General features: G+C 69.6%; 20 protein-coding genes and 1 other RNA gene. 9 read left to right on the top strand and 12 right to left on the bottom strand.

Features of this window, described 5'->3' with window-relative positions:
• The first annotated feature begins 24 nt into the window (after window positions 1-24).
• From lpdA to Tbon_RS11250, 4 genes are read left to right on the top strand one after another with little or no spacing between them, the layout of a single operon-like run.
• Window positions 25-1,446, top strand: coding sequence for a dihydrolipoyl dehydrogenase (gene lpdA / locus Tbon_RS11265; RefSeq protein WP_158067796.1), 1,422 nt, complete (start codon window positions 25-27; stop codon window positions 1,444-1,446).
• Window positions 1,443-2,444 (top strand): pyruvate dehydrogenase (acetyl-transferring) E1 component subunit alpha, encoded by a 1,002-nt coding sequence (gene pdhA / locus Tbon_RS11260; RefSeq protein WP_225734609.1) that lies wholly within the window; start codon window positions 1,443-1,445, stop codon window positions 2,442-2,444. The genes lpdA and pdhA overlap by 4 nt, the downstream gene beginning before the upstream one ends.
• Window position 2,445: 1 nt before the next feature.
• Window positions 2,446-3,420: an alpha-ketoacid dehydrogenase subunit beta gene (locus tag Tbon_RS11255; RefSeq protein ID WP_192498223.1), complete on the top strand. Its 975-nt coding sequence runs from the start codon at window positions 2,446-2,448 to the stop codon at window positions 3,418-3,420.
• A gap of 3 nt (window positions 3,421-3,423) precedes the next feature.
• Window positions 3,424-4,716, top strand: coding sequence for a dihydrolipoamide acetyltransferase family protein (locus Tbon_RS11250; protein WP_225734608.1), 1,293 nt, complete (start codon window positions 3,424-3,426; stop codon window positions 4,714-4,716).
• Here Tbon_RS11250 and Tbon_RS11245 read toward each other — a convergent pair.
• From Tbon_RS11245 to mobA, 5 genes are all read right to left on the bottom strand, one after another.
• On the bottom strand, window positions 4,713-5,576 hold the full coding sequence (locus tag Tbon_RS11245; RefSeq protein ID WP_158067794.1) for an acyl-CoA thioesterase: 864 nt from the start codon (window positions 5,574-5,576) through the stop codon (window positions 4,713-4,715). The two genes, Tbon_RS11250 and Tbon_RS11245, sit on opposite strands and share 4 nt — an antisense overlap.
• A complete protein-coding gene (locus Tbon_RS11240) occupies window positions 5,573-5,908 on the bottom strand; it encodes an RNHCP domain-containing protein (protein WP_158067793.1) in 336 nt (111 codons plus the stop codon). The genes Tbon_RS11245 and Tbon_RS11240 overlap by 4 nt, the downstream gene beginning before the upstream one ends.
• A gap of 38 nt (window positions 5,909-5,946) precedes the next feature.
• Window positions 5,947-6,489, bottom strand: coding sequence for a GNAT family N-acetyltransferase (locus Tbon_RS11235; protein WP_158067792.1), 543 nt, complete (start codon window positions 6,487-6,489; stop codon window positions 5,947-5,949).
• 4 nt (window positions 6,490-6,493) lie between these two features.
• Window positions 6,494-7,894 carry a magnesium chelatase gene (locus tag Tbon_RS11230; protein ID WP_158067791.1) on the bottom strand — a complete coding sequence of 467 codons (1,401 nt, stop codon included), beginning with the start codon at window positions 7,892-7,894 and terminating at the stop codon, window positions 6,494-6,496.
• Window positions 7,895-8,095: 201 nt separating this feature from the next.
• A complete protein-coding gene (gene mobA, locus Tbon_RS11225) occupies window positions 8,096-8,713 on the bottom strand; it encodes a molybdenum cofactor guanylyltransferase (RefSeq protein ID WP_192497942.1) in 618 nt (205 codons plus the stop codon).
• A gap of 22 nt (window positions 8,714-8,735) precedes the next feature.
• Between mobA and yqeC the strand changes: the two genes are divergently transcribed.
• Both yqeC and Tbon_RS11215 read left to right on the top strand, forming a co-directional pair.
• A complete protein-coding gene (gene yqeC / locus Tbon_RS11220; RefSeq protein WP_192497941.1) occupies window positions 8,736-9,509 on the top strand; it encodes a selenium cofactor biosynthesis protein YqeC in 774 nt (257 codons plus the stop codon).
• Window positions 9,472-9,852 carry a hypothetical protein gene (locus Tbon_RS11215; protein ID WP_158067788.1) on the top strand — a complete coding sequence of 127 codons (381 nt, stop codon included), beginning with the start codon at window positions 9,472-9,474 and terminating at the stop codon, window positions 9,850-9,852. The genes yqeC and Tbon_RS11215 overlap by 38 nt, the downstream gene beginning before the upstream one ends.
• Window positions 9,853-9,897: 45 nt before the next feature.
• Here Tbon_RS11215 and Tbon_RS11210 read toward each other — a convergent pair whose 3' ends face one another.
• Window positions 9,898-10,989, bottom strand: coding sequence for a M20/M25/M40 family metallo-hydrolase (locus tag Tbon_RS11210; RefSeq protein WP_158067787.1), 1,092 nt, complete (start codon window positions 10,987-10,989; stop codon window positions 9,898-9,900).
• 110 nt (window positions 10,990-11,099) lie between these two features.
• Here Tbon_RS11210 and Tbon_RS11205 point away from each other — a divergent pair, with 110 nt between their 5' ends.
• Window positions 11,100-11,837: a tyrosine-protein phosphatase gene (locus Tbon_RS11205; protein ID WP_158067786.1), complete on the top strand. Its 738-nt coding sequence runs from the start codon at window positions 11,100-11,102 to the stop codon at window positions 11,835-11,837.
• On the opposite strand, the gene Tbon_RS11200 is transcribed toward Tbon_RS11205, so the two are convergent.
• The 5 genes from Tbon_RS11200 to rnpB all read right to left on the bottom strand — a co-directional run bounded on the left by Tbon_RS11200 (window position 11,827) and on the right by rnpB (window position 15,888).
• A complete protein-coding gene (locus Tbon_RS11200) occupies window positions 11,827-12,276 on the bottom strand; it encodes a PAS domain S-box protein (RefSeq protein ID WP_192497940.1) in 450 nt (149 codons plus the stop codon). The genes Tbon_RS11205 and Tbon_RS11200 overlap by 11 nt on opposite strands.
• 135 nt (window positions 12,277-12,411) lie before the next feature.
• Complete coding sequence (locus Tbon_RS11195) at window positions 12,412-13,341, bottom strand: SDR family NAD(P)-dependent oxidoreductase (protein WP_158067784.1); 930 nt, start codon at window positions 13,339-13,341, stop codon at window positions 12,412-12,414.
• Between the two features lie 80 nt (window positions 13,342-13,421).
• The gene (locus tag Tbon_RS11190; protein WP_192497939.1) at window positions 13,422-14,495 is read right to left on the bottom strand and encodes a 3-deoxy-7-phosphoheptulonate synthase; all 1,074 of its coding nucleotides are present in this window, start codon (window positions 14,493-14,495) and stop codon (window positions 13,422-13,424) included.
• Between the two features lie 85 nt (window positions 14,496-14,580).
• Window positions 14,581-15,435, bottom strand: a complete 855-nt coding sequence (gene trxA, locus Tbon_RS11185) for a thioredoxin (protein ID WP_158067782.1) — start codon at window positions 15,433-15,435, stop codon at window positions 14,581-14,583.
• Window positions 15,436-15,518: 83 nt separating this feature from the next.
• Window positions 15,519-15,888: RNase P RNA component class A (gene rnpB, locus Tbon_RS11180), an RNA gene on the bottom strand.
• 101 nt (window positions 15,889-15,989) lie between these two features.
• Between rnpB and Tbon_RS11175 the strand changes: the two genes are divergently transcribed.
• Entirely contained in the window at window positions 15,990-16,397 is a 408-nt protein-coding gene (locus Tbon_RS11175; protein ID WP_192497938.1) for a thioesterase family protein, read from the top strand.
• Window positions 16,397-17,779, top strand: coding sequence for a CoA transferase (locus tag Tbon_RS11170; RefSeq protein WP_158067780.1), 1,383 nt, complete (start codon window positions 16,397-16,399; stop codon window positions 17,777-17,779). The genes Tbon_RS11175 and Tbon_RS11170 overlap by 1 nt, the downstream gene beginning before the upstream one ends.
• Here the strand turns inward: Tbon_RS11170 and Tbon_RS11165 are convergent.
• Window positions 17,776-18,039 carry a flagellar biosynthesis anti-sigma factor FlgM gene (locus tag Tbon_RS11165; RefSeq protein WP_158067779.1) on the bottom strand — a complete coding sequence of 88 codons (264 nt, stop codon included), beginning with the start codon at window positions 18,037-18,039 and terminating at the stop codon, window positions 17,776-17,778. The two genes, Tbon_RS11170 and Tbon_RS11165, sit on opposite strands and share 4 nt — an antisense overlap.
• Between the last annotated feature and the right edge of the window lie 126 nt (window positions 18,040-18,165).

Here is an 18,165-nt window from a genome sequence, read left to right as displayed (position 1 = left end):
CCTATGGTAGTCTAGGAGGACGCTATGGCTCAGTGGGATGTCGCAGTGATCGGAGGCGGGCCCGGCGGGTACGTGGCCGCGATCCGGGCGGCCCAGCTGGGGATGAAGGCGGCCGTCTTCGAGAAGGACCGCGTCGGCGGGCTTTGCCTGAACTGGGGATGCATCCCGAGCAAGGCGCTCCTGAAGAACGCGGACGTGGTGAACGCGGTGCGCGAAGGCGGGCGGTGGGGCCTGCGCGGTGCTGAGGGCGTGTCCTTCGATTTCGGCGCCGCGGTCGACCGGAGCCGGCAGGTGGTAGACCAGATCGTGGGCGGCGTAGAGGGTCTCCTGCGCGACAACGGCGTCGAGGTCATCCCGGGCACGGCACGGCTGGCGGGCACGCGGGCCGTGGCGGTGGATGGGTCGGAGCACCGGGCAGCGAACATCATCATCGCGACGGGGGCGCACACGCGGGTGCTGCCTGGCATGGAGCCGGACGGCGAGACCGTTATCACCAGCCGGGAGGCGCTGGAGCGCCGGACGCCGCCGGGGCGGGCGGTGATCATCGGGGCGGGACCGGTCGGCGTGGAGTTTGCGCACCTGTGGGCGAGCTACGGGAGCGAGGTCACCATCGTCGAAATGATGGAGACGCTCGTCCCGCTCGAGGACCCCGACATTGGGCGGCTGCTGCGGCGCAGCTTCGAGGCGCGGGGGATCCGCTGCATGGTGAGCACGAAGGTCAGCGGCATCGAGCGGACGAGCGCGGGCGCGGTGGTGCGGACCGAAGGGCCGGACGGAGCGGGGGCGCTGGAGGCAGATACGGTGCTCGTCGCCGTCGGGTTTGTTGCGCACACCGAAGGGCTGGGGCTGGAGGCAGCAGGGGTCCGGACGACCCGGGGGTTTATCGACATTGACGGGCGGATGGAGACGAACGTGCCGGGCATTTTCGCGGTGGGGGATGTGACGGGGAAGCTGATGCTCGCGCACGTGGCTTCGCACCAGGGAGTGCTGGCAGCCGAGGCGATTGCGGGGATGTCGCGGCCTGAGCCGGATTATGTGCAGATGCCCCGGGCGACCTTCTGTCAGCCGCAGGTGGGCTCCATCGGCTACACGGAGGCCGCGGCGAAGGCGGCCGGCTTTACGGTCCGCACGGGGCGGTTCCCGCTGACGGCACTGGGGAAGGCGGTGGCGGCCGGCCACACCGAGGGATTCGTGAAGGTGGTGGTGGAGGAAGCCACCGGGCAGGTGCTCGGCATCCACTTGGTCGGGCACGACATCAACGACCTGCTGGGCGAAGCGACGATGGTCGCGCTGCTGGAAGCCACCTCGGCGGAGGTCGGGTTTGCGGTGCACGCGCACCCGACGCTGCCCGAGGCGCTCAAAGAGGCTGCACTGGCGGCCGACGGGGAAGCCATCCATATTGCGCGGCGGCGAACCACGCCGCGGGAAGGAGCCGCGACACGGTGACCACGGAAACCCGCAAGGACCTGATGCACGAACTGGGGGCAGAGCAGCTGGGGCTGTTCCTGTACCAGATGGTGCTCATCCGCCGTTTCGAGGAGAAATGCGGAGAGCTGTACACGAAGGGCAAGATTCGCGGCTTCCTTCACCTGTACACGGGGCAGGAGGCGTGCGCGGTCGGTTCGATCAACTGCCTGGAGCCGAGGGACAAGATCCTGACGCACTACCGCGACCACGGGCACGCCCTGGCACGGGGGCTCGACCCGAACCGGGTGATGGCGGAGCTGTTCGGCAAGGCCACGGGCGTCGCGGGCGGGCGCGGCGGCTCGATGCACCTGTACGACGTCGAGAAAGGGTTTCTCGGCGGGTACGCCATCGTTGCCGCGCACCTGCCGCTTGCGGTCGGGCTCGGCGTGGCGGCCCAGATGCGGCGCGAGGACTTCGTGACGCTGTGCATCTTCGGTGACGGGAGCGTGGGCGAGGGCGAGTTTCACGAGGCGCTCAACATGGCGGTGCTGTGGAACACGCCGACCATCTTCTTTTGTGAGAACAACCTGTACGGCATGGGCGTGCCGTTCAAGGCGTCGCTTTCGACCGAGATTCCGAAGCTAGCGGCAGCGTACAACATGCCGGCCGTGACGGTGGACGGCATGGATGTGCTGGCCGTCTACGAAGCGACGCGCGAGGCGGTGGCCCACGCGCGCGCGGGGAAGGGCCCGTACTTCATCGAGGCGATGACGTACCGGTACCGCGGCCACTCGATGGCCGACCCGGAGCTGTACCGGCTGAAGGAGGAGATTGAAGAGGCGAAGCGGCGCGATTGCATCGACCGGCTCCGCCGACAGATGACGGACGCCGGGATGCTGGACGATGCCGGCTATGCGGAGATCGAAGCACGGGCCGAAGCGGTGGTGAACGAGGCGGTCGAGTTCGCCGAGCGGAGCCCGCAGCCGGCGCTGGAGACGCTCTTCGACCACCTGTACAAGGAGCCGGCGATTGGTTGAGATGCGGATGCGCGACGCGCTGCGGGAGGCGCTGCGCGAGGAGATGCTGCGCGACGAGCGGATCTTCCTGCTCGGCGAGGACATCGGCCTCTATGGCGGGTCGTACGCCGTGACCAAAGGGCTGCTGGAGGAGTTCGGCGAAGAGCGGGTGCGCGATACCCCCATCGCCGAATCGGCCATCGTCGGCATCGGCATCGGCGCGGCGATGGGCGGGATGCACCCGATGGTGGAGATTATGACCATCAACTTCAGCTTCCTCGCGCTGGATCAGATTGTGAACAACGCGGCGAAGCTGCTGCACATGTCGAACGGGCAGATCAACGTGCCGCTGGTCATCCGGATGGCGAGCGGCGGCGGTTCGCAGCTGGCGGCCACGCACAGCCACAGCCTCGAAGGGCTGTACGCGCACTTCCCCGGGCTGAAGGTGGTATGCCCATCGACGCCGGCGGACGCGAAGGGGCTGCTGAAGCGGGCGTTCCGCGACGAAAACACGGTGATTTTCATCGAGCACACGGCGAACTACGGCCTGCGCGGCGAAGTGCCGGACGACCCGGACTTCCTGGTCGAGTTCGGGGTGGCGAACGTGGTGCGCGAGGGCACGGACGTGACGATCGTGGGCTACAGCGGGAGCGTGCACCAGGCGATCCGGGCGGCGCAGCTGCTGGAAGAGCAGGAGGAGATCAGCGCCGAGGTGATCGACCTGCGAACGCTCCGGCCGCTGGACATCGACACCGTCGTTGCTTCGGTGAAGAAGACGAACCGCGCAGTGGTCGTGGAAGACGCGTGGAAGTTCGGCGGCTTCGGGGGCGAGCTGGCGGCGCAGATTATGGAGCGGGCCTTCGACTGGCTGGATGCGCCGGTGGCGCGGGTGGCCTGCAAGGATGTGCCGCTGCCCTACAATCGCAACCTCGAGTTCTACGCGCTGCCATCGGAGGAGGACGTGGTCGAGGCGGTCCTCGGGATGTTCAAGGAGTGAGCCGTGACGATTGAAGTGACGATGCCCCAGATGGGCGCGGACATGGTCGAGGGGACGCTCGTCCGCTGGCTGAAGCAGGTGGGCGACACCGTGCGGCGTGGGGACGTCATCGCCGAGATCGAGACCGATAAGGCGACGGTGGAGCTCGAGGCATTCGAATCGGGGACGATTCTGAAGCTGGTGGCCAACGAGGGCGACATCGTGCCGGTGGGGGACGTCATCGCGATCCTCGGCGACCCCTCGGAAGCTGCGCCGGAGGTTGAGCGGAAGCCCGTGCCGCCGCCGGCGAAGCGGGAGATTGAGCCGGAACTGAAGGCCGCTGCCCGGGCGGCGGAACCGGCGGTCGCCACCGCTCCGGACGGGGAGGGAGCGGACGAGAGGATCCGGATCAGCCCGGTCGCGCGGAAGATCGCGCGCGAGGCCGGCATCGACATCCGGACCCTGAAGGGCTCGGGCCCGGACGGGCGGATCCTGCGCCGGGATGTCGAGGCCGCGATCGCGGCGCTGGCCGCAAGGCCGGCCGCCCCGGCCCAGGCTGCGGCACCCGCGGCGGCGCGTCCTGCGACACCCGCTCCTGCCCCGGCCCGGCCGGCTCCTGCGCCGGCGGCAGCAGCGCCGGAAGCGGTCGAGCTCGGGAAGATGCGCAAGGCGATCGCGCACCGGATGACGCTCTCGAAGCAGACGCAGCCGCACTACTACCTGACGCTCGACATCGACATGACGGACGCGCTGGCGTTCCGGTCGCAGCTGAATGCCGGGCTGCCCGAGGGGCAGAAGGTGACGATCAACGACCTGATCGTGAAGGCGTGCGCGCTGGCGCTGGAGCGGCACCCGAAGTTCAACGCGGCGTACTCGGAAGAGGGGCTGCGGATGCACGAGCGGATTAACATCTGCATCGGCATCGCGCTCGAGGAGGGGCTGATTGCACCGGCGGTGCTGGACTGCCAGGCGAAATCACTGGGGCGGATCGCCCAGGAGACCAAGGACCTCATCGAACGGGCGCGCGCCGGGAAGCTGACGGCGGCCGAGTACGGCGAGGGGACGTTCACGATCACGAACCTGGGCGCCTACGGCGTGGAGACGCTGATCGGCATCATCAACCCGCCGCAGGCCGCCATCCTGGGCGTCGGCTCGGTCATGCCGAAGCCGGTCGTGCGGGACGGGGAGATTGTCGTCCGGCAGGTAATGAAGGTGGCGCTCAGCGCCGACCACCGGGTGACCGACGGCGTCGAGGGGGCGCGGTTCATCAAGGAGATCCAGGCGATCCTGGAGCAGCCGGCGACGCTGGCGCTCTAGGGGACGGCGTCTTCGGTGCGGTCGCGGGGGATGCGGATGAGCCCCTCCTGTGCGACCGAGGCGATGCGCAGCCCGTTCGGCGTCCAGATCGAGCCGAAGATGAGCCCGCGCGCGTGGCGGGCGACGGGGCTTTCGCTGGCGTAGAGGACCCAGCCGTTGAAGGTGACGGGGCCGTGGAACCAGACGGCGTGGTCGAGGCTGGCGGACATGCGGCGGCCCCAGGTGAGGCCGTGAGGCCGCGCGGCGGTGGAGAGGAGGGTGCGGTCGCTGGCGTAGGTGAGCACGGCGGCGTGGATGAGGGGGTCGTCGGGGAGTTCGCCGTTGGGGCGCATCCAGATGCGGCGCCGGGCGGGCAGGCGCTCCCCGGGGAGGTCGGGGTCGACGACGCGGATTTCGATGGGCTGGGAGCGGCGGCGGCGTTCGGCGTCTTCAAGGATTTCGCCGCGGACCTCCTCCCAATCGGGGAGGCCATCGGGCGGGGGAGCGGCGGGCATCACGTCCTGGTGGGCGACGCCGTCTTCGGGCCGGGCGAAGGACGCGCTCAGGTCGAAGATGGCTTCGCCACCCTGGTAGGCGACGACGTGACGGGTCGAGAAGGTGCGCCCGTCGCGGATTCGGTCGACGACGAAGCGGATGGGGACATCGTGGGTGCCGCCCTTGAGGAAGTAGGCGTGGAGGGAGTGGATGTAGCCGGCGCCGGGCTCGAGGGTGAGGCCGGCGGCCATGACCGACTGCGCTGCGACGTGGCCGCCGAAGAGGCGGCCGGTGCCGGGGCCGGGCTGGCCGAGGAAGAGGTCCCGGTCGAGCCGTTCAAGCTGGAGGTTCTGGAGGAGCAGGTCGAGGGCGCGGCTACGGGTCACGGCAGGTACTCCAGCGGGACGGGAGGGTTGGCGAGGGGCCGGGCGGCGATGGCCATGAGGACCATGAGGTTGTCGTCACCGGCGATGCGGTTTTCGTGGAGGACGCCGCAGGACTTGCAGCGGTGAATCAGCATCCACTCGCCGTCGGGGGCGACGAAAACGGCGAGGGGCTCCATGGGGCCGCCGCAGGCTGCCTTCCGGTCACCCGGGAAGTTGTCGACATGGCGGCTCCAGAGGCACTGGTTGCAGTGGTTCCGCTGGGTTGTGCCGAAGGCGAGGGTATCGACGGTGCTCCGGCATTTGATGCAGCGGAATGTCTCGGCGTCGGGCATGGGGACGTACTCAACAGTACTGCCGGTGCGGGTTACGGTCAGCGGAGGCGGCGGCCCATGATGTAGAACGGCCAGCCGCCGGCGGTGAAGGTCATTTCGGCGAGGTACTCGAAGCCGAGGCGTGCGTACAGTTCGTGGGCGCGGCTGTCAGTACGGGTGCTGAGGACGGCGGTCCGCTCGGTGAGGCCGTCGAGGAGGGCGTTGACGAGCGCGCTGCCGACTCCGCGGCCCTGCGCGTCGGGTGCGACGGCGACTTCGACGACTTCATAGGCGTCGCTCAGCCAGTCGGCGGCGACCCGTGGCCCGACCCAGCGGACGACGGCATCGTGCCACCACTGGCCGTCCTCGCCGTGGTAGCCGTAGGCCATCCCGCAGACTTCGCCATCGGCGGATTCGGCGATGAGGAAGCGGAAGCCCTTGCGGTAGCGATGGGTATCCCGGATGCGGGCGCGGACCTCGCGGCCGCGGTCGAGGTCGCTGTAGGGCGGTTCAGCGAAGGCGTCGCCGTAGACCGCGATGGCCCCCTCGAAGAGGGGGCCCTGGGGTTCGATTGCGCGGATGCGGACGGTCGTTGCTGTCACGCCATCAGCCGCGGTACTGGGTCTTGCCGCCGACGCGGTCCTTGTTGAGCCGCTTGTTGAGGTGGAGCCCTTCGAGGATGAACTCGACGGCGGCCGCGGTTTCGGCGTCGCTGCCGGCCCCGCCGAGCTTCTCCACAGCCGGCATGAGACCTTCGATCTGGCGGGCGACGGCGGCGTGTTCGCGGGAGGGAACCATGTCGCCGACTTCGACGGCCACGCCGGCTTTGAAGCGGTTCACGACCTGCTCCAGTTCGCCGAGGTTGAACGAGCGGTTGAAGACGGCGACAACGGCGCCCTGGATGAGCTTCTCGATGATCTGGTCCTCGCGGCCGTCTTCGACGGTTTCAAACTCGACCTTGCCGGAGAGGGCCGGGACGACGTAGGGGAGGTCGCTGACGCGCGGGACGACGCGGTCTTCGCCAGTGATGATGGCGCGCCGCAGGGCATTGGCGAGCATCGATTCGTAGTTGGCGATGGAGGCGCGGACACTGACGCCGGAGCGCTGGTTGATATCGGGGCTGCGGCGGGCGAGCCGGCTGATCTCGGCGATGATCTCCTTCATGTACTGCGGGACGGCGACGTCGAAGTCGGCCGGCACCGGATGGTGCTCCGCTTCCATGATGTCGATCTCGTGTTCGATGCGGGTCGGGTAGTGGGTGCGCACCTGGGCGCCGTAGCGGTCCTTGAGCGGCGTGATGATGCGGCCGCGGTTGGTGTAGTCCTCAGGGTTGGCGGAGGCGACGATGAAGACGTCGAGCGGCAGGCGGATGCGGTAGCCGCGGATCTGGACGTCGCGCTCCTCCATGATGTTGAGGAGGCCGACCTGGATGCGCTCGGCGAGGTCGGGGAGCTCGTTGATGCAGAAGATGCCGCGGTTGGTGCGGGGGATCAGGCCGTAGTGGATGGTGAGCTCGTCGCTGAGGTAGCGGCCTTCCGCGACCTTGATGGGGTCGACTTCGCCGATGAGGTCGGCGATGGTGATGTCGGGTGTGGCGAGCTTCTCACCATAGCGCTTGTCGCGGGGGAGCCACTCGATGGGGGCGTCGTCGCCCTTCTCGGCGATCAGGTCGCGGCCAGCCTGGGTGATGGGGTTGAACGGGTCCTCGGGGATTTCGCAGCCGGCGAGGATGGGGATCTCCTCATCGAGGAGGTTGACGAGGGAGCGGATGATCCGGGATTTCGCCTGGCCGCGCTCGCCGAGGAAGATGATGTCCTGGCCGGCGAGGATGGCGTTGACGATGTGGGGGATGACGGTGTCGTCGTAGCCGTAGATGCCCGGGAAGAGGGTTTCGCCGGCGCGGATCTTCGCGATGAGGTTCTTCCGCATCTCCTCGCGGACGGGGAGGACGCGGTAGCCGGAGGCACGAAGTTCGCCAACGGTGCGGGGGCGTTCGAGTGTCGTCACTGGTGTGCCACTCCGATGAGGTTACCGGCGGGATGCCGGGAGCCGATGGAGGGGCGGCGCCCCGTGGCGCAAGCCCGTTCCCGGACACTGCCGCTGGCAGTGCGCCCGGAACTTTCGAGGGTACCGGGCCTCTGGCTCAATCTTAGGGTGCCCCCTAGGCCTGTCAACCGAGGGTGAGCGGGCTGGCATTCGCAGGGGAAATTACCCGAGCAGGGCATCGATCTCGGCCAACCGGTCCGGCGTGTTGGCATTGAGGAAGCTGCGCAGGCCGGGGTCGACGGGGCTGAGCTCGGCTTCGCCGGGTTCGACGACGCGGAGGCCTGCGTAGGCGGCGAGGATGCGGAGGCCGCCAGCGCCAGCCTCGACTGCACGGCGGAAGGCCGGGGCGCAGGTTGCGGCCCGGTAGACGGCGACCAGCGGCTGGGGGAAGCCGCCGACCCGCGGACAGACGACATCGGCGGAGGCGGCGCGGGCGATGTCGGCGAGGCGCGCAACGAGGGCGGGCGCGATGAGCGGGGCATCGCAGGAGCACGCGAACGCGAGCGGGGCCGCGACCGCCGCGAGGCCGGTCGCAAGGCCGGCGAGGGGCCCGAGGCCCGGGAATTCGTCGTCGACGAGGTCGACCGGGATGGGCTGGCCGAGCGCGGGGAGCAGCTGGCCGGGGGCGCGGACGACCACGATACGGTCGACCGCCGGCGCGACGGCCTCCGCGACCCACTGGAGGAGGGGCCGGCTGCGGAGCGGTGCGGAGGCCTTATCGCGGCCGAAGCGGGTGCTGCGGCCCCCGGCGAGGATGACGGCTTCGAGGCCGCGGCTCACGGGGCACCGTAGAATCGAAGGGATGCTGCTGGACGCATTCGGTTTCGCTCCGGGAGACATGGTGGCGGCGGTCGGCGGCGGGGGCAAGACGTCGCTGCTGTTCCGGCTGGCCCTCGAAGCGCGGGAGCGGGGCATCCCCGCGGCGGTGACCACGACGGTGAAGTTCACGCAGCCGGCAGGCCTGCCGATGCCGCCGGTGGTGACGGCCGAGTCGGGCGAACTGGCTGCGCGGGCAGCGTCAGCCCTGGCCGAGCACGACGCGGTCACGCTCATCTCCGGCCGGGGCGAACGAGGGCGGATGCTCGGGTTCGCGCCCGATGCCGTCGACCTGCTGGCGGGCCCGGGCCGGCTGGTGCTGGTGGAAGCGGACGGGTCGGCGCACCGCCCGTTCAAGGCGCCGGCGGCGCACGAGCCGGTCATCCCGGCGGGGGCCACCGCCGTGGTGGTCTGCGTGGGGGCTGCGGTGCTGGGGCAGCCGCTCGACGCGCGGTGGGTCCACCGGCCGGAGCTGGCGGGGCCGCTCGCGGGCCTGCACCCAGGGGCGCCGGTCGACGCAGAGGCGGCGGCAAGGGTGCTGCTTCACCCGGCTGGCGGGCGGAAAGGCGTCCCGGCAGGGGCCCGGCTCTGCGCGCTGGTGAACACGCCGGGGGCGCCTTCGGCGGCAGCGTTTGCGCTGGCAGAGCGGCTGCAGGCCGGCGGGTATGTGCGCGTGGTGGTCGCCACGGCGCACGCAGGAATCGTGCACGAGGTGAGGCAAGGTGGCGTGGTTTCGGCGCCGTCCGCGGATTACCGATGACATCTACGGCAGGCTGATGACGTCTTTCGGGCGGGTGGTCGACCGCGACCCGATGGTGAAGCAGCCGGCGGCAGCGCTTGCCGAGCGGGTGGCGGCGGAGTTTGCCGAGCTGGTGGAGGCGCTCGACGCGGGGATGTACCGGGGGGCGACCCTGTATCACCTGCGGCTGCTGGCGGGTGCGTGGATTATGGCCCGGGAAGGGGCGGTGCCGCGGGCGACGGCGGAGGTGTTCGAGGAGGCGCTGGCGTGGCGGTTCGAGCCAGTCCGGAAGGGGAGCCGCGTGCTGGCGCAGCGGCTGACGGCGCTCGCGAATGGCGAGTTCGAGCGGGACACGCGCCTGTAGGCGGCGGAAGCGCGACACGTCCGCTTCGGCCGGGCCGGCGGGGACTCAGCCCGGGAGGGTGCGGACGGCGGCCTCGACGACGCGGGCGCAGTCGAGCATTTCGGGGATTACGAGGTATTCGTCCTTCGTATGCTGGTTGTAGCCGCCGCGGCCGATGACGACAGCGGCGATTCCGTGGCCGCGGAAAACGTTCCCGTCGGTGCCGCCACCGACGGGGTGGGGGTTTGGTTCGAAGCCAAGGGAGCGGAGCACGGGATAGAGGAGGTCGGCGGCGGGGTCGCCGGGCTCGAGCCGGTAGCCGGGGTAGGCCATGCGGAGGGATGCCTCGATGCGGGCGCCCGGGTGGCGGGCCTGCACGGCCTCGATGTGGCGGCGGGCGCCGCGCGCGAGCGTCTCGACCTTCTCTTCGACCATGGAGCGGAATTCGCCCTGGACGAGGCAGTAGTCGGGGACGGCGTTCCGGACGAGCCCGCCGCGGATAATGCCGACGTTGCCGGTTGTCTCATCGTCGAGGCGGCCCTGCGGGAGGCCGGCAACGATCTCGGCGGCGATGGTGACGGCGGGGATGCCTTTTTCCGGTTCGAGGCCGGCGTGGGCGCTGCGGCCGTGGACCTCGATGTCGTAGACGTAGTGGTAGGGAGCCTGGCCCTGGATGGACGAGGGCGGGCCGCCGCTGTCGATGACGATGGCGACCTTTGCGGTGATGCGCGAGTAGTCCATGTTCGCAGCACCGACCAGGCCGACTTCTTCGCCGCGGCTGATGGCGACTTCGACCGTGCGGTGCGGGCCACCGTCCTCGATGAGCGACTGGAGGACCTCGAGGATGACGGCGCAGCCGGCCTTGTTGTCGGCGCCGAGGATGGTGGTGCCGTCGCTGCGGATGATATCGGGGCCCTCCCAGCGGGGCTTAATGCCGCGCCCGGGCTCGACGGTGTCCATGTGGGCCGAGAGGAGCACCGGGGCGCCGGCGCCCTCACGGCGAGCGAAGACGTTGCCGGCGGCATCCTGGGCGGTCTGGAGGCCGAGGGCGCGCAGGCGGCGTTCGAGCTCGGCGGCGATGGCGTCCTCCTCGCCGGATGGCGAATCGATGGCGACGAGGTCAAGAAACGCCTGGACGATGCGGTCGCGCGAGATCATGAGCTGCCCTCCGGGTCTGGTCGCGCGGGAGAGGATACGGCGCGGCGGCAGCAGGAGACATTTCCCGCCGCGTTAATGATCGTTTCACGCGGCCGGGGCAAGGTGGAAGCATGGATGTTATAACCATCAGCCGGGAGCTTCGGCTCGAAGTTGCGCACAACGTGCGCCATCTTGGCGGCTACCCGACGGCGGCCGGCGCCGAGACGACCGATGTCGCCATCCGGTCGGCCAGCCTCCACCGGCTGACCGACCGCGGCCTTGAGCAGCTCCGCGAGCGCGAGGTGCTCACCATCGTCGACTTCCGCTCGGATGCGGAGCGGGAGCGGGACCGGACGCCGGACGCCAGCCGGTACGGGATCCGGGTGGTGCACGCGCCGGTGTTCCAGCACGACATGTCGCCGGCGGGTTTCGATGGCGAGTTCCCGGGATTCGCGGCCGTGTATGCGATGTTCCTCGAGGTGGGAGCTGCGGCCTACCGGACGCTCTTCGAAACGATCGCCGAGGCGGATGGCCGGGTGCTCTTCCACTGCGCGGCGGGCAAGGACCGGACGGGCATTGCGGCGGCGCTCCTGCTCGACCTCGCCGGGGTCGACGAAGCGACGATCATCGAGGACTACACGCTGACGGAGCAGCTGCTGGCGCCGCTCAAGGAGCAGTGGCTGCCGCAGATGCGGGAGCGCGGCTTTGACGAGGCGCGGGCGGCGGCGCTGCTGGCGGCCCCGGCGGAGGATATGGCGGCGACGCTTCGGCATCTCCGGGAGCGGTACGGGTCGGCGGAGGAGTATGCGCGGGCGATCGGCGTGAGCAGCGACACGATTTCGGCGGTGCGGGCGCGGCTCACGGCGTAGCAGAGCCCCGGAGGCGTTCGACCTCGGCTTCGAGGTCGCGGAGACGGCGGCGCTGGCTGCGTTCGCGTTCGAAGCGCTCGGTGATATCGCGGCAGTGGGCGAGCGCGCCGAGGACCGTGCCGGATTCGTCTTTGACGATGGCGAACGTCATCTCGATGTAGAACTCTGAGCCGTCGGCGCGGCGGGCGCGGGTGGGCATGGCCTGGCCGCGGTATTTGGTGTCGCCGGCGGCGAGGGCGCGGTCGTACGCCTTCCAGTGGGCCTCCTGGAACGGCTCCGGGATGATGATGTTCAGGTCCTGCCCGACGGCATCGGCGGCGGCGAACCCGAACATCGCCTCGGCGGCCGGGTTCCAGGCCTGGATGATGCCGTCGGGCCCGGCGAATACGACGGCGTCGGGCGATTGGGCGAGCAGCAGTTCGGCGAGGCTGGCAGGCACGGGCAGGACCTCCGGTTCTGCGGCGTGCTACAAACCCTACACCAACCGCGGGCAGCTTTGCTGGCCGAATCAGCGCGAAATGGGGCCCGGAGCGCATGCGCTGCCGGGCCCCGGCGGTAGACGGGCGAGTGCGGCTTAGCCCTGGGCCGCCCTCTTCGCCGCGTAGTGCTCCTCCCGGGTCTCGCGGAAGGACCACGGAACGTAGGCGTCGGAGAGGTCGGTAATCTTGCTCCAGTTGGCGGCGAACCAGTCGGCGTCCTTGAACTCGTGCGGGTCGTAGGTGACGCCCTTGTTGGCGACGATGGCGATGCGGCTGTAGCGGCCGCCGGAGGCGGCGATGCAGATGCCGCTCTCTTCGCACTGCGGCGAGCAGAGGTAGGTGACCGCCGGGGCGACGTGCTCGGGCGCCATGACGACGGCGCGCTCGGGGTCGTTGGGGTCACGGCCCATGAGGTTGGCGGTCATGCGGGTCTGGGCGGCCGGGGCGATGAGGTTGACGTTGATGTTGTACTTCTCGCCCTCGAGCTTCAGGACGTTCATGAGGCCGTACATGCCGGCCTTGGCGGCGCCGTAGTTGGCCTGGCCGAAGTTGCCGATGAGGCCGGAGGTGCTGGTAGCCATCACGAAGCGGCCGTAGGACTGCTGGCGGAAGATGGGCCAGGCGTGGTGGGCGAGGTTGTAGCACTGCTTGAGGTGGACGCGGATAACGGCGTCCCAGTCCTGCTCGCTCATGTTGTGGATGGTGACGTCGCGGAGGATGCCGGCGTTCGCAACGACGGCATCGAGCCGGCCCCAGGTATCGACGGCGAGCTTGACCATCTTGTAGCAGTCTTCGTAGCTGCCGACGTCGCCGCCATCGGCGATGGCCTCGCCGCCGGCGGCCTTGATTTCGTTGACGACCTGCTGTGCGGGGGTGTCGTCGTGCCCCTCGCCGGAGACGGAGCCGCCGAAGTCGTTGACGACGACCTTGGCGCCGTGCTTCGCGAGGTCGAGGGCGTAGGCGCGGCCGAGGCCGCGACCTGCACCGGTTACCAGGACGACCTGGCCATCGAGACGAACTGCCATGAGTGCTGTTCCTCCGGGGAAGCGGTTGTGCGAGGGAATCCTACGCCATCAGCGGCCTGTGGGCTTGGGCGCGATGGCGGTTATTTGGCTGCGACGGAAACGGTTGAGCCGGATTCGATGCCGACGCCCGCGAGGAGCGCGTGAATGCGCCGGGCATTCTCGATGATTCTCCGCGCCTCGTGGTTGACGGCCTGCTTGCCGTCGCAGAGGGCCTCGGCGGGGTTGTTGTGGATATCGAACTCGATGCCGTGGGCGCCGGCGGCGACGAACCCGTAGGTGACGCGCTCGACAAGACGGCGGTCGCCGGAGCTGTGGGAGGGGTCGGCGATGAGCGGCAGATGGGATTTCATCCGCACGAGCGGGATCATGCCGATGTCGGCGGCGAAGCGGGTCTCCGTTTCGAAGCTCTTGATGCCGCGGTAGCAGAGGATCACGTTGCGGTTGCCTTCGGAGACGCTGCGGCGCTCGCGGTCGATGCCGGACATGATGTACGCGGCGGCGCAGAGCCATTCGTTCATATCGTTGCCGAAGCCGTGCTTGAGGATGACCGGCTTATCGATCTTCGAGAGCTCTTCGAGGAGGGGCGAGTACTGGGCGCTGCGGGCGCCGATCTGGATGACATCGATGCCGTACTCGAGGAAGAGGTCGAGGTGGCGGAGGTCGATGAGTTCGGAGACGGTAGGCAGGCCGGTTTCGGCCTTCATCGCGGCGGCGATTTCGAGCCCCTTCTTGATTTCGAGACCGCGGTAGTCGTAGGGGCTGGTCCGGGACTTATCGACGAAGGCGCGGAGGACATCGACGCCGGCCTCCTTTGCGATGCGGGCGGATTCGAGCGCCTGCTGCTCGGATTCGATGGCGCAGGGGCCGCCGAAGAAGGTGAGGTGCGGCCCGCCGACCGGCACCCGTCCGTCAATCCAAACGATGGTGTCCTCGTGGTGGAAGCTGCGGGAGGCGTCCTTGTACTTCTCGGTGATGCGGATGACGCGGTCGACGCCAGGGAGTTCGAGGATGCGGCCTTCATCGACGATGGAGGCGACGCCCTTGACGCCGATGACGGTGGTGCTGGAGACGATGGTTTCGCAGCGGAGGCCGTAGTCCTGGGTAATGCGGTTGATGACGCGTTCAACCTGGTCGATGGTCGCGCCTTCGGCCATATGGATGATCATAGAGCGGTCCCGGGAGATGTTATGTTGGCGCGATTATCTCCCGGGACCGGGGTATGCGCGATGCGGCGGCCGCTCAGAAGAGCACGCTGGAAAGGCGGCGCTGGTACTCGCGCGTGACGGGCGAATCGAGGCCGAGGATATCGAAGACGGCGAGCATGGCCTTGCGGGCGGCGCCGTCGGCGAAGGTGCGGTCGAGCCGGACGGATTCGAGGAGCTGGTCGAGAGCCTCTTCGTAGCGCTCCTGGGCGGCGAGCATGACGCCCCACCGGTAGCGGGCGCGGGGATCGCGGGGGTTGCGGCGCACCTCGCCCTCGAGGTCCTCGCCGGCGTGCTTCTGGCGGAATTCATCGAGGAAGATGCGGTGTTTGAGGGCTTTGGCGCGACGGTCGGCGGGGACCCGCTCGAGGAGGCGCTCGGCTTCATCGCGGGCGCCGCGGCCGATGAGAATGGAGGCCAGGCCGACGACGGCGTTTGCATCGTTCGGGGACTTCTCGAGGATTGCGCGGTATTCGCGCTCGGCGCCAGCGACGTCGCCCTTGCGGAGGAGCTCCTCGGCCGAGGACGCGCCGGTCCCGGCGGCGCCAATCACCTTCTGGAAGAAGGCGCGGACCTGGGGCTCAGGGTAGGCGCCGGTGAACTCGGCGATGACCCTGCCGTCCTTGAAGGCTTTGACGGCCGGGATGCCCTGGATGCGGAACTGCATGGCGGTGCGGGGGTTCTGGTCGGTGTTCAGCTTGGCGAGGAGGACCTTGCCTTCGTTCTCGGCGGCGACCTTTTCGATGATTGGGCCGAGCATGCGGCAGGGGCCGCACCATGGCGCCCAGAAGTCGACGACGACGGGGATGGTCTTCGAACGCTCGAGGACCTCCGTCGCGAAGTTCGCGTCGGTAACATCGATGACCGTTGCGGCGGGCATGGGATACTCCATGGGGGTATGTTGTTTCGATCGTAGCGAATCGACGACCGGATTGGAATGCTCGTTCGGCCGTGGAACCGACTGCCCGCAGGGGTGCGTCCAGCAGGCCTGTAAGCCGGATTCTGTACCCCGCGGAGGCGGGGCGGCAGCCATCTCTCTGGGCGCGCCGTCGCCGGCGCGCTCTAGCGGCCAACCCGGGAGTCATGGCGGGCCGGGCACCCTCCTCCCCTATTCGGCCTTGCTCCGGGTGGGGTTTGCACGGCCGCCCCGTTACCGGGACGCCGGTGCGCTCTTACCGCACCATTTCACCCTTACCGCCGGCCGCCGGAGGCGACCGGAGGCGGTATGTTTCTGTTGCACTTTCCGTCGGCTCGCGCCGCCCAGGCGTTACCTGGCACCCTGCCCGGTGGAGTCCGGACTTTCCTCTCCCCGCACGGAACGGGGAGCGGCTGCCCGGCCTGCTGGACGATCCTATTGTCCCGCGTTGATTGGTGGCCTGTCGACGGGCCGGTATGATGCGGCGGCGATCGTTGAGGCAGCGGAGCAGCCGCTGCGGGAGGGACGCGATGAGCATCGAAGCGATGCAGGTCGGCGCGACGGCACGAGGCTCAGTGCGGTGTACGCCGGAGCATTTCGCCAGCCGAATTGTGGCGGGTACGCCCGATGTGTTTTCGACGCCGGCACTGGGCGCGCTGGTCGAAAAGACCGCGGCCGAGTGGATGGCAGGCTTCCTCGACGCGGGGCAGATGACGGTGGGGACGCAGATTGTGATCAACCACACGGGCGCGACGCCGGAGGGGATGGAGGTGACGGCCGAGGTGCGGCTGGTGGCCGTCGACGGGCGGCGGTTCCATTTCGAGTGGACAGCCCACGACGGCGCGGAGCAGGTCGGGCACGGGACGCACCAGCGGTTCGTGGTCGACCGGGCACGGTTCGAGGGGCGGCTGGCGGCGAAGCGGGCCGGAGCGTCGTGATGGACCGCGCCCGGGCAGCCTGGTACGCGGCCCGGGCGGGCCTCGAACTCGACCCGGAGACAGAGGTCGTGATTGCCGGCGATGACCCGGTGCTGCCGACGCCGTTCCACCTCGGGGAGGGGGCTGCGGTGGCTCTCGCGCTCGTGGGGCAGGAGGCAGACCGGATTTGGCGGCTGCGCGGCGGGCGCCGGCAGGCGATGGCCATCGATGTGCGGCACGCGGCGGCTTCGCTCCGCAGCTACCTCCTGCTTGAAGTGGACGGACAGGCGGGCCCGCCTGCGCCGCGGGCCGGTTCGAACGTGACGGCGATCTGGCCGTGCGGCGACGGCCGGTTCATCCACCTGCACGGGAGTTTTACGCACGGCCCGGGAATCCTGGCGGAGCTTGGACTCGGCGAGGGCGCGAGTGCGGCGGAGATTGCGGCTGCGACCCGGCAGCGCGGCGCTTTCGAGCTGGAGGATGCCCTGGCAGCGAAGGGACTCTGCGCGGCGGTTTGCCGGAGCAACGCGGAGTGGCTCAGGCATCCGCAGGGGCAGGCGCTCGCCGCAAAGCCGGTCGTCGAGCTGGTCCGGATCGGCGATGCGCCGCCTGAGCCGTTCAGTGAAGGCGACCGGCCGCTCCGGGGCGTGCGCGTGCTCGACCTGACCCGGGTGCTGGCGGGGCCGACGGTGGCGCGGACCCTGGCCGAGCACGGGGCGGAGGTGCTGCACATCGCGGGGCCGCGCCTTCCGACGGTCGAGCGGTTCGAGATGGACACGGGGCACGGAAAGCGGCAGGCGTACCTGGACCTGGACGACCCGGCCGGGCGCGCAACCCTGCAGGAGCTGGTGCGCGGGGCCGACGTGTTTTCGCAGGGGTTCCAGTGGGGGTCGCTCGAACGGCGGGGGTTTGGCCCGGCGCAGGTCGCGAAGCTGCGGCCGGGGATTATCTATGTCACCGAGAACGCGTTCGGCTACGGCGGGCCATGGGACGGGCGGCCGGGCTGGGAGCAGCTGGCGCAGGCTGCGACGGGCGTGTGCGTGCGGCAGGGCGGCGACGGGCCGCCGGTGCTCGCCCCGGCTGCGATGAACGACTACACCACGGGGTACTTCGGGACGCTCGGGGCGATGATGGCGCTGCGGCGGCGGGCCGAGGAAGGCGGGTCATGGCTGGTGCGGGTCTCGCTCGCACGGACGAGCATGTGGTATTACGATCTGGGGCATGACCTCGACCCGTCGGGGGCGAGCGGGACGGGCGATACCGGCGACTGGATGCTCGAGCGGGAGACCGGGTACGGGCGGATGCGCTTCCTGCGGCCGGCGCTGCGGATGTCGGAGACGGACCCGCACTGGGAGCTGCCAACCGCTCCGCCGGGGAGCGGCGAGCCGGCCTGGGCCGGCTAGGAGACAGCCCGGCGGGCGGCGGCGTCCGCGGCGGGGGCGGCGGGACGGACGATGAAGCGGGCGGGGTCGAACCCAGGGAGCGCCTCGGGCTCCTCCGGGGCAGGGAAGGCGCGGCTGTGGGCGAGCAGGGCGCGCGCGATCTCGCGGGGGTCGGGGCGGTAGGCGCCGCTGCGGACCAGGTCGCGGAGTTCAAGGACGCGGCGGGTGCGGTCGTCGAATGGGATGACCGATGGGAGATCGGACGTGGCCGGGTCAGGCATTGCGGCACCTCGCGCGGGAGTTACACCACGGTTGACGGCACGTTTCGGTTGCGGGTGTAGGGGGTGGGGCAGCGTTCTTTCGGAATTTTCACACTTCCGGTGTCGGGAGAACCCTGAGACCGGGGG

Source organism: Tepidiforma bonchosmolovskayae, assembly GCF_008838325.1.
Lineage (GTDB): Bacteria > Chloroflexota > Dehalococcoidia > Tepidiformales > Tepidiformaceae > Tepidiforma > Tepidiforma bonchosmolovskayae.
This window is presented reverse-complemented; position numbering and strand designations above follow the sequence as displayed.

Excerpts from the sequence above, each read along its gene's own strand:
- lpdA (WP_158067796.1), top strand. The coding sequence starts at position 25 with ATGGCTCAGTGGGATGTCGCAGTGATCGGAGGCGGGCCCGGCGGGTAC.
- Tbon_RS11255 (WP_192498223.1), top strand. The coding sequence starts at position 2,446 with ATGCGGATGCGCGACGCGCTGCGGGAGGCGCTGCGCGAGGAGATGCTG.
- Tbon_RS11240 (WP_158067793.1), bottom strand. The coding sequence starts at position 5,908 with ATGCCCGACGCCGAGACATTCCGCTGCATCAAATGCCGGAGCACCGTC.
- yqeC (WP_192497941.1), top strand. The coding sequence starts at position 8,736 with ATGCTGCTGGACGCATTCGGTTTCGCTCCGGGAGACATGGTGGCGGCG.
- Tbon_RS11210 (WP_158067787.1), bottom strand. The coding sequence starts at position 10,989 with ATGATCTCGCGCGACCGCATCGTCCAGGCGTTTCTTGACCTCGTCGCC.
- Tbon_RS11205 (WP_158067786.1), top strand. The coding sequence starts at position 11,100 with ATGGATGTTATAACCATCAGCCGGGAGCTTCGGCTCGAAGTTGCGCAC.
- Tbon_RS11195 (WP_158067784.1), bottom strand. The coding sequence starts at position 13,341 with ATGGCAGTTCGTCTCGATGGCCAGGTCGTCCTGGTAACCGGTGCAGGT.
- Tbon_RS11190 (WP_192497939.1), bottom strand. The coding sequence starts at position 14,495 with ATGGCCGAAGGCGCGACCATCGACCAGGTTGAACGCGTCATCAACCGC.
- trxA (WP_158067782.1), bottom strand. The coding sequence starts at position 15,435 with ATGGAGTATCCCATGCCCGCCGCAACGGTCATCGATGTTACCGACGCG.
- Tbon_RS11175 (WP_192497938.1), top strand. The coding sequence starts at position 15,990 with ATGAGCATCGAAGCGATGCAGGTCGGCGCGACGGCACGAGGCTCAGTG.
- Tbon_RS11170 (WP_158067780.1), top strand. The coding sequence starts at position 16,397 with ATGGACCGCGCCCGGGCAGCCTGGTACGCGGCCCGGGCGGGCCTCGAA.
- Tbon_RS11165 (WP_158067779.1), bottom strand. The coding sequence starts at position 18,039 with ATGCCTGACCCGGCCACGTCCGATCTCCCATCGGTCATCCCATTCGAC.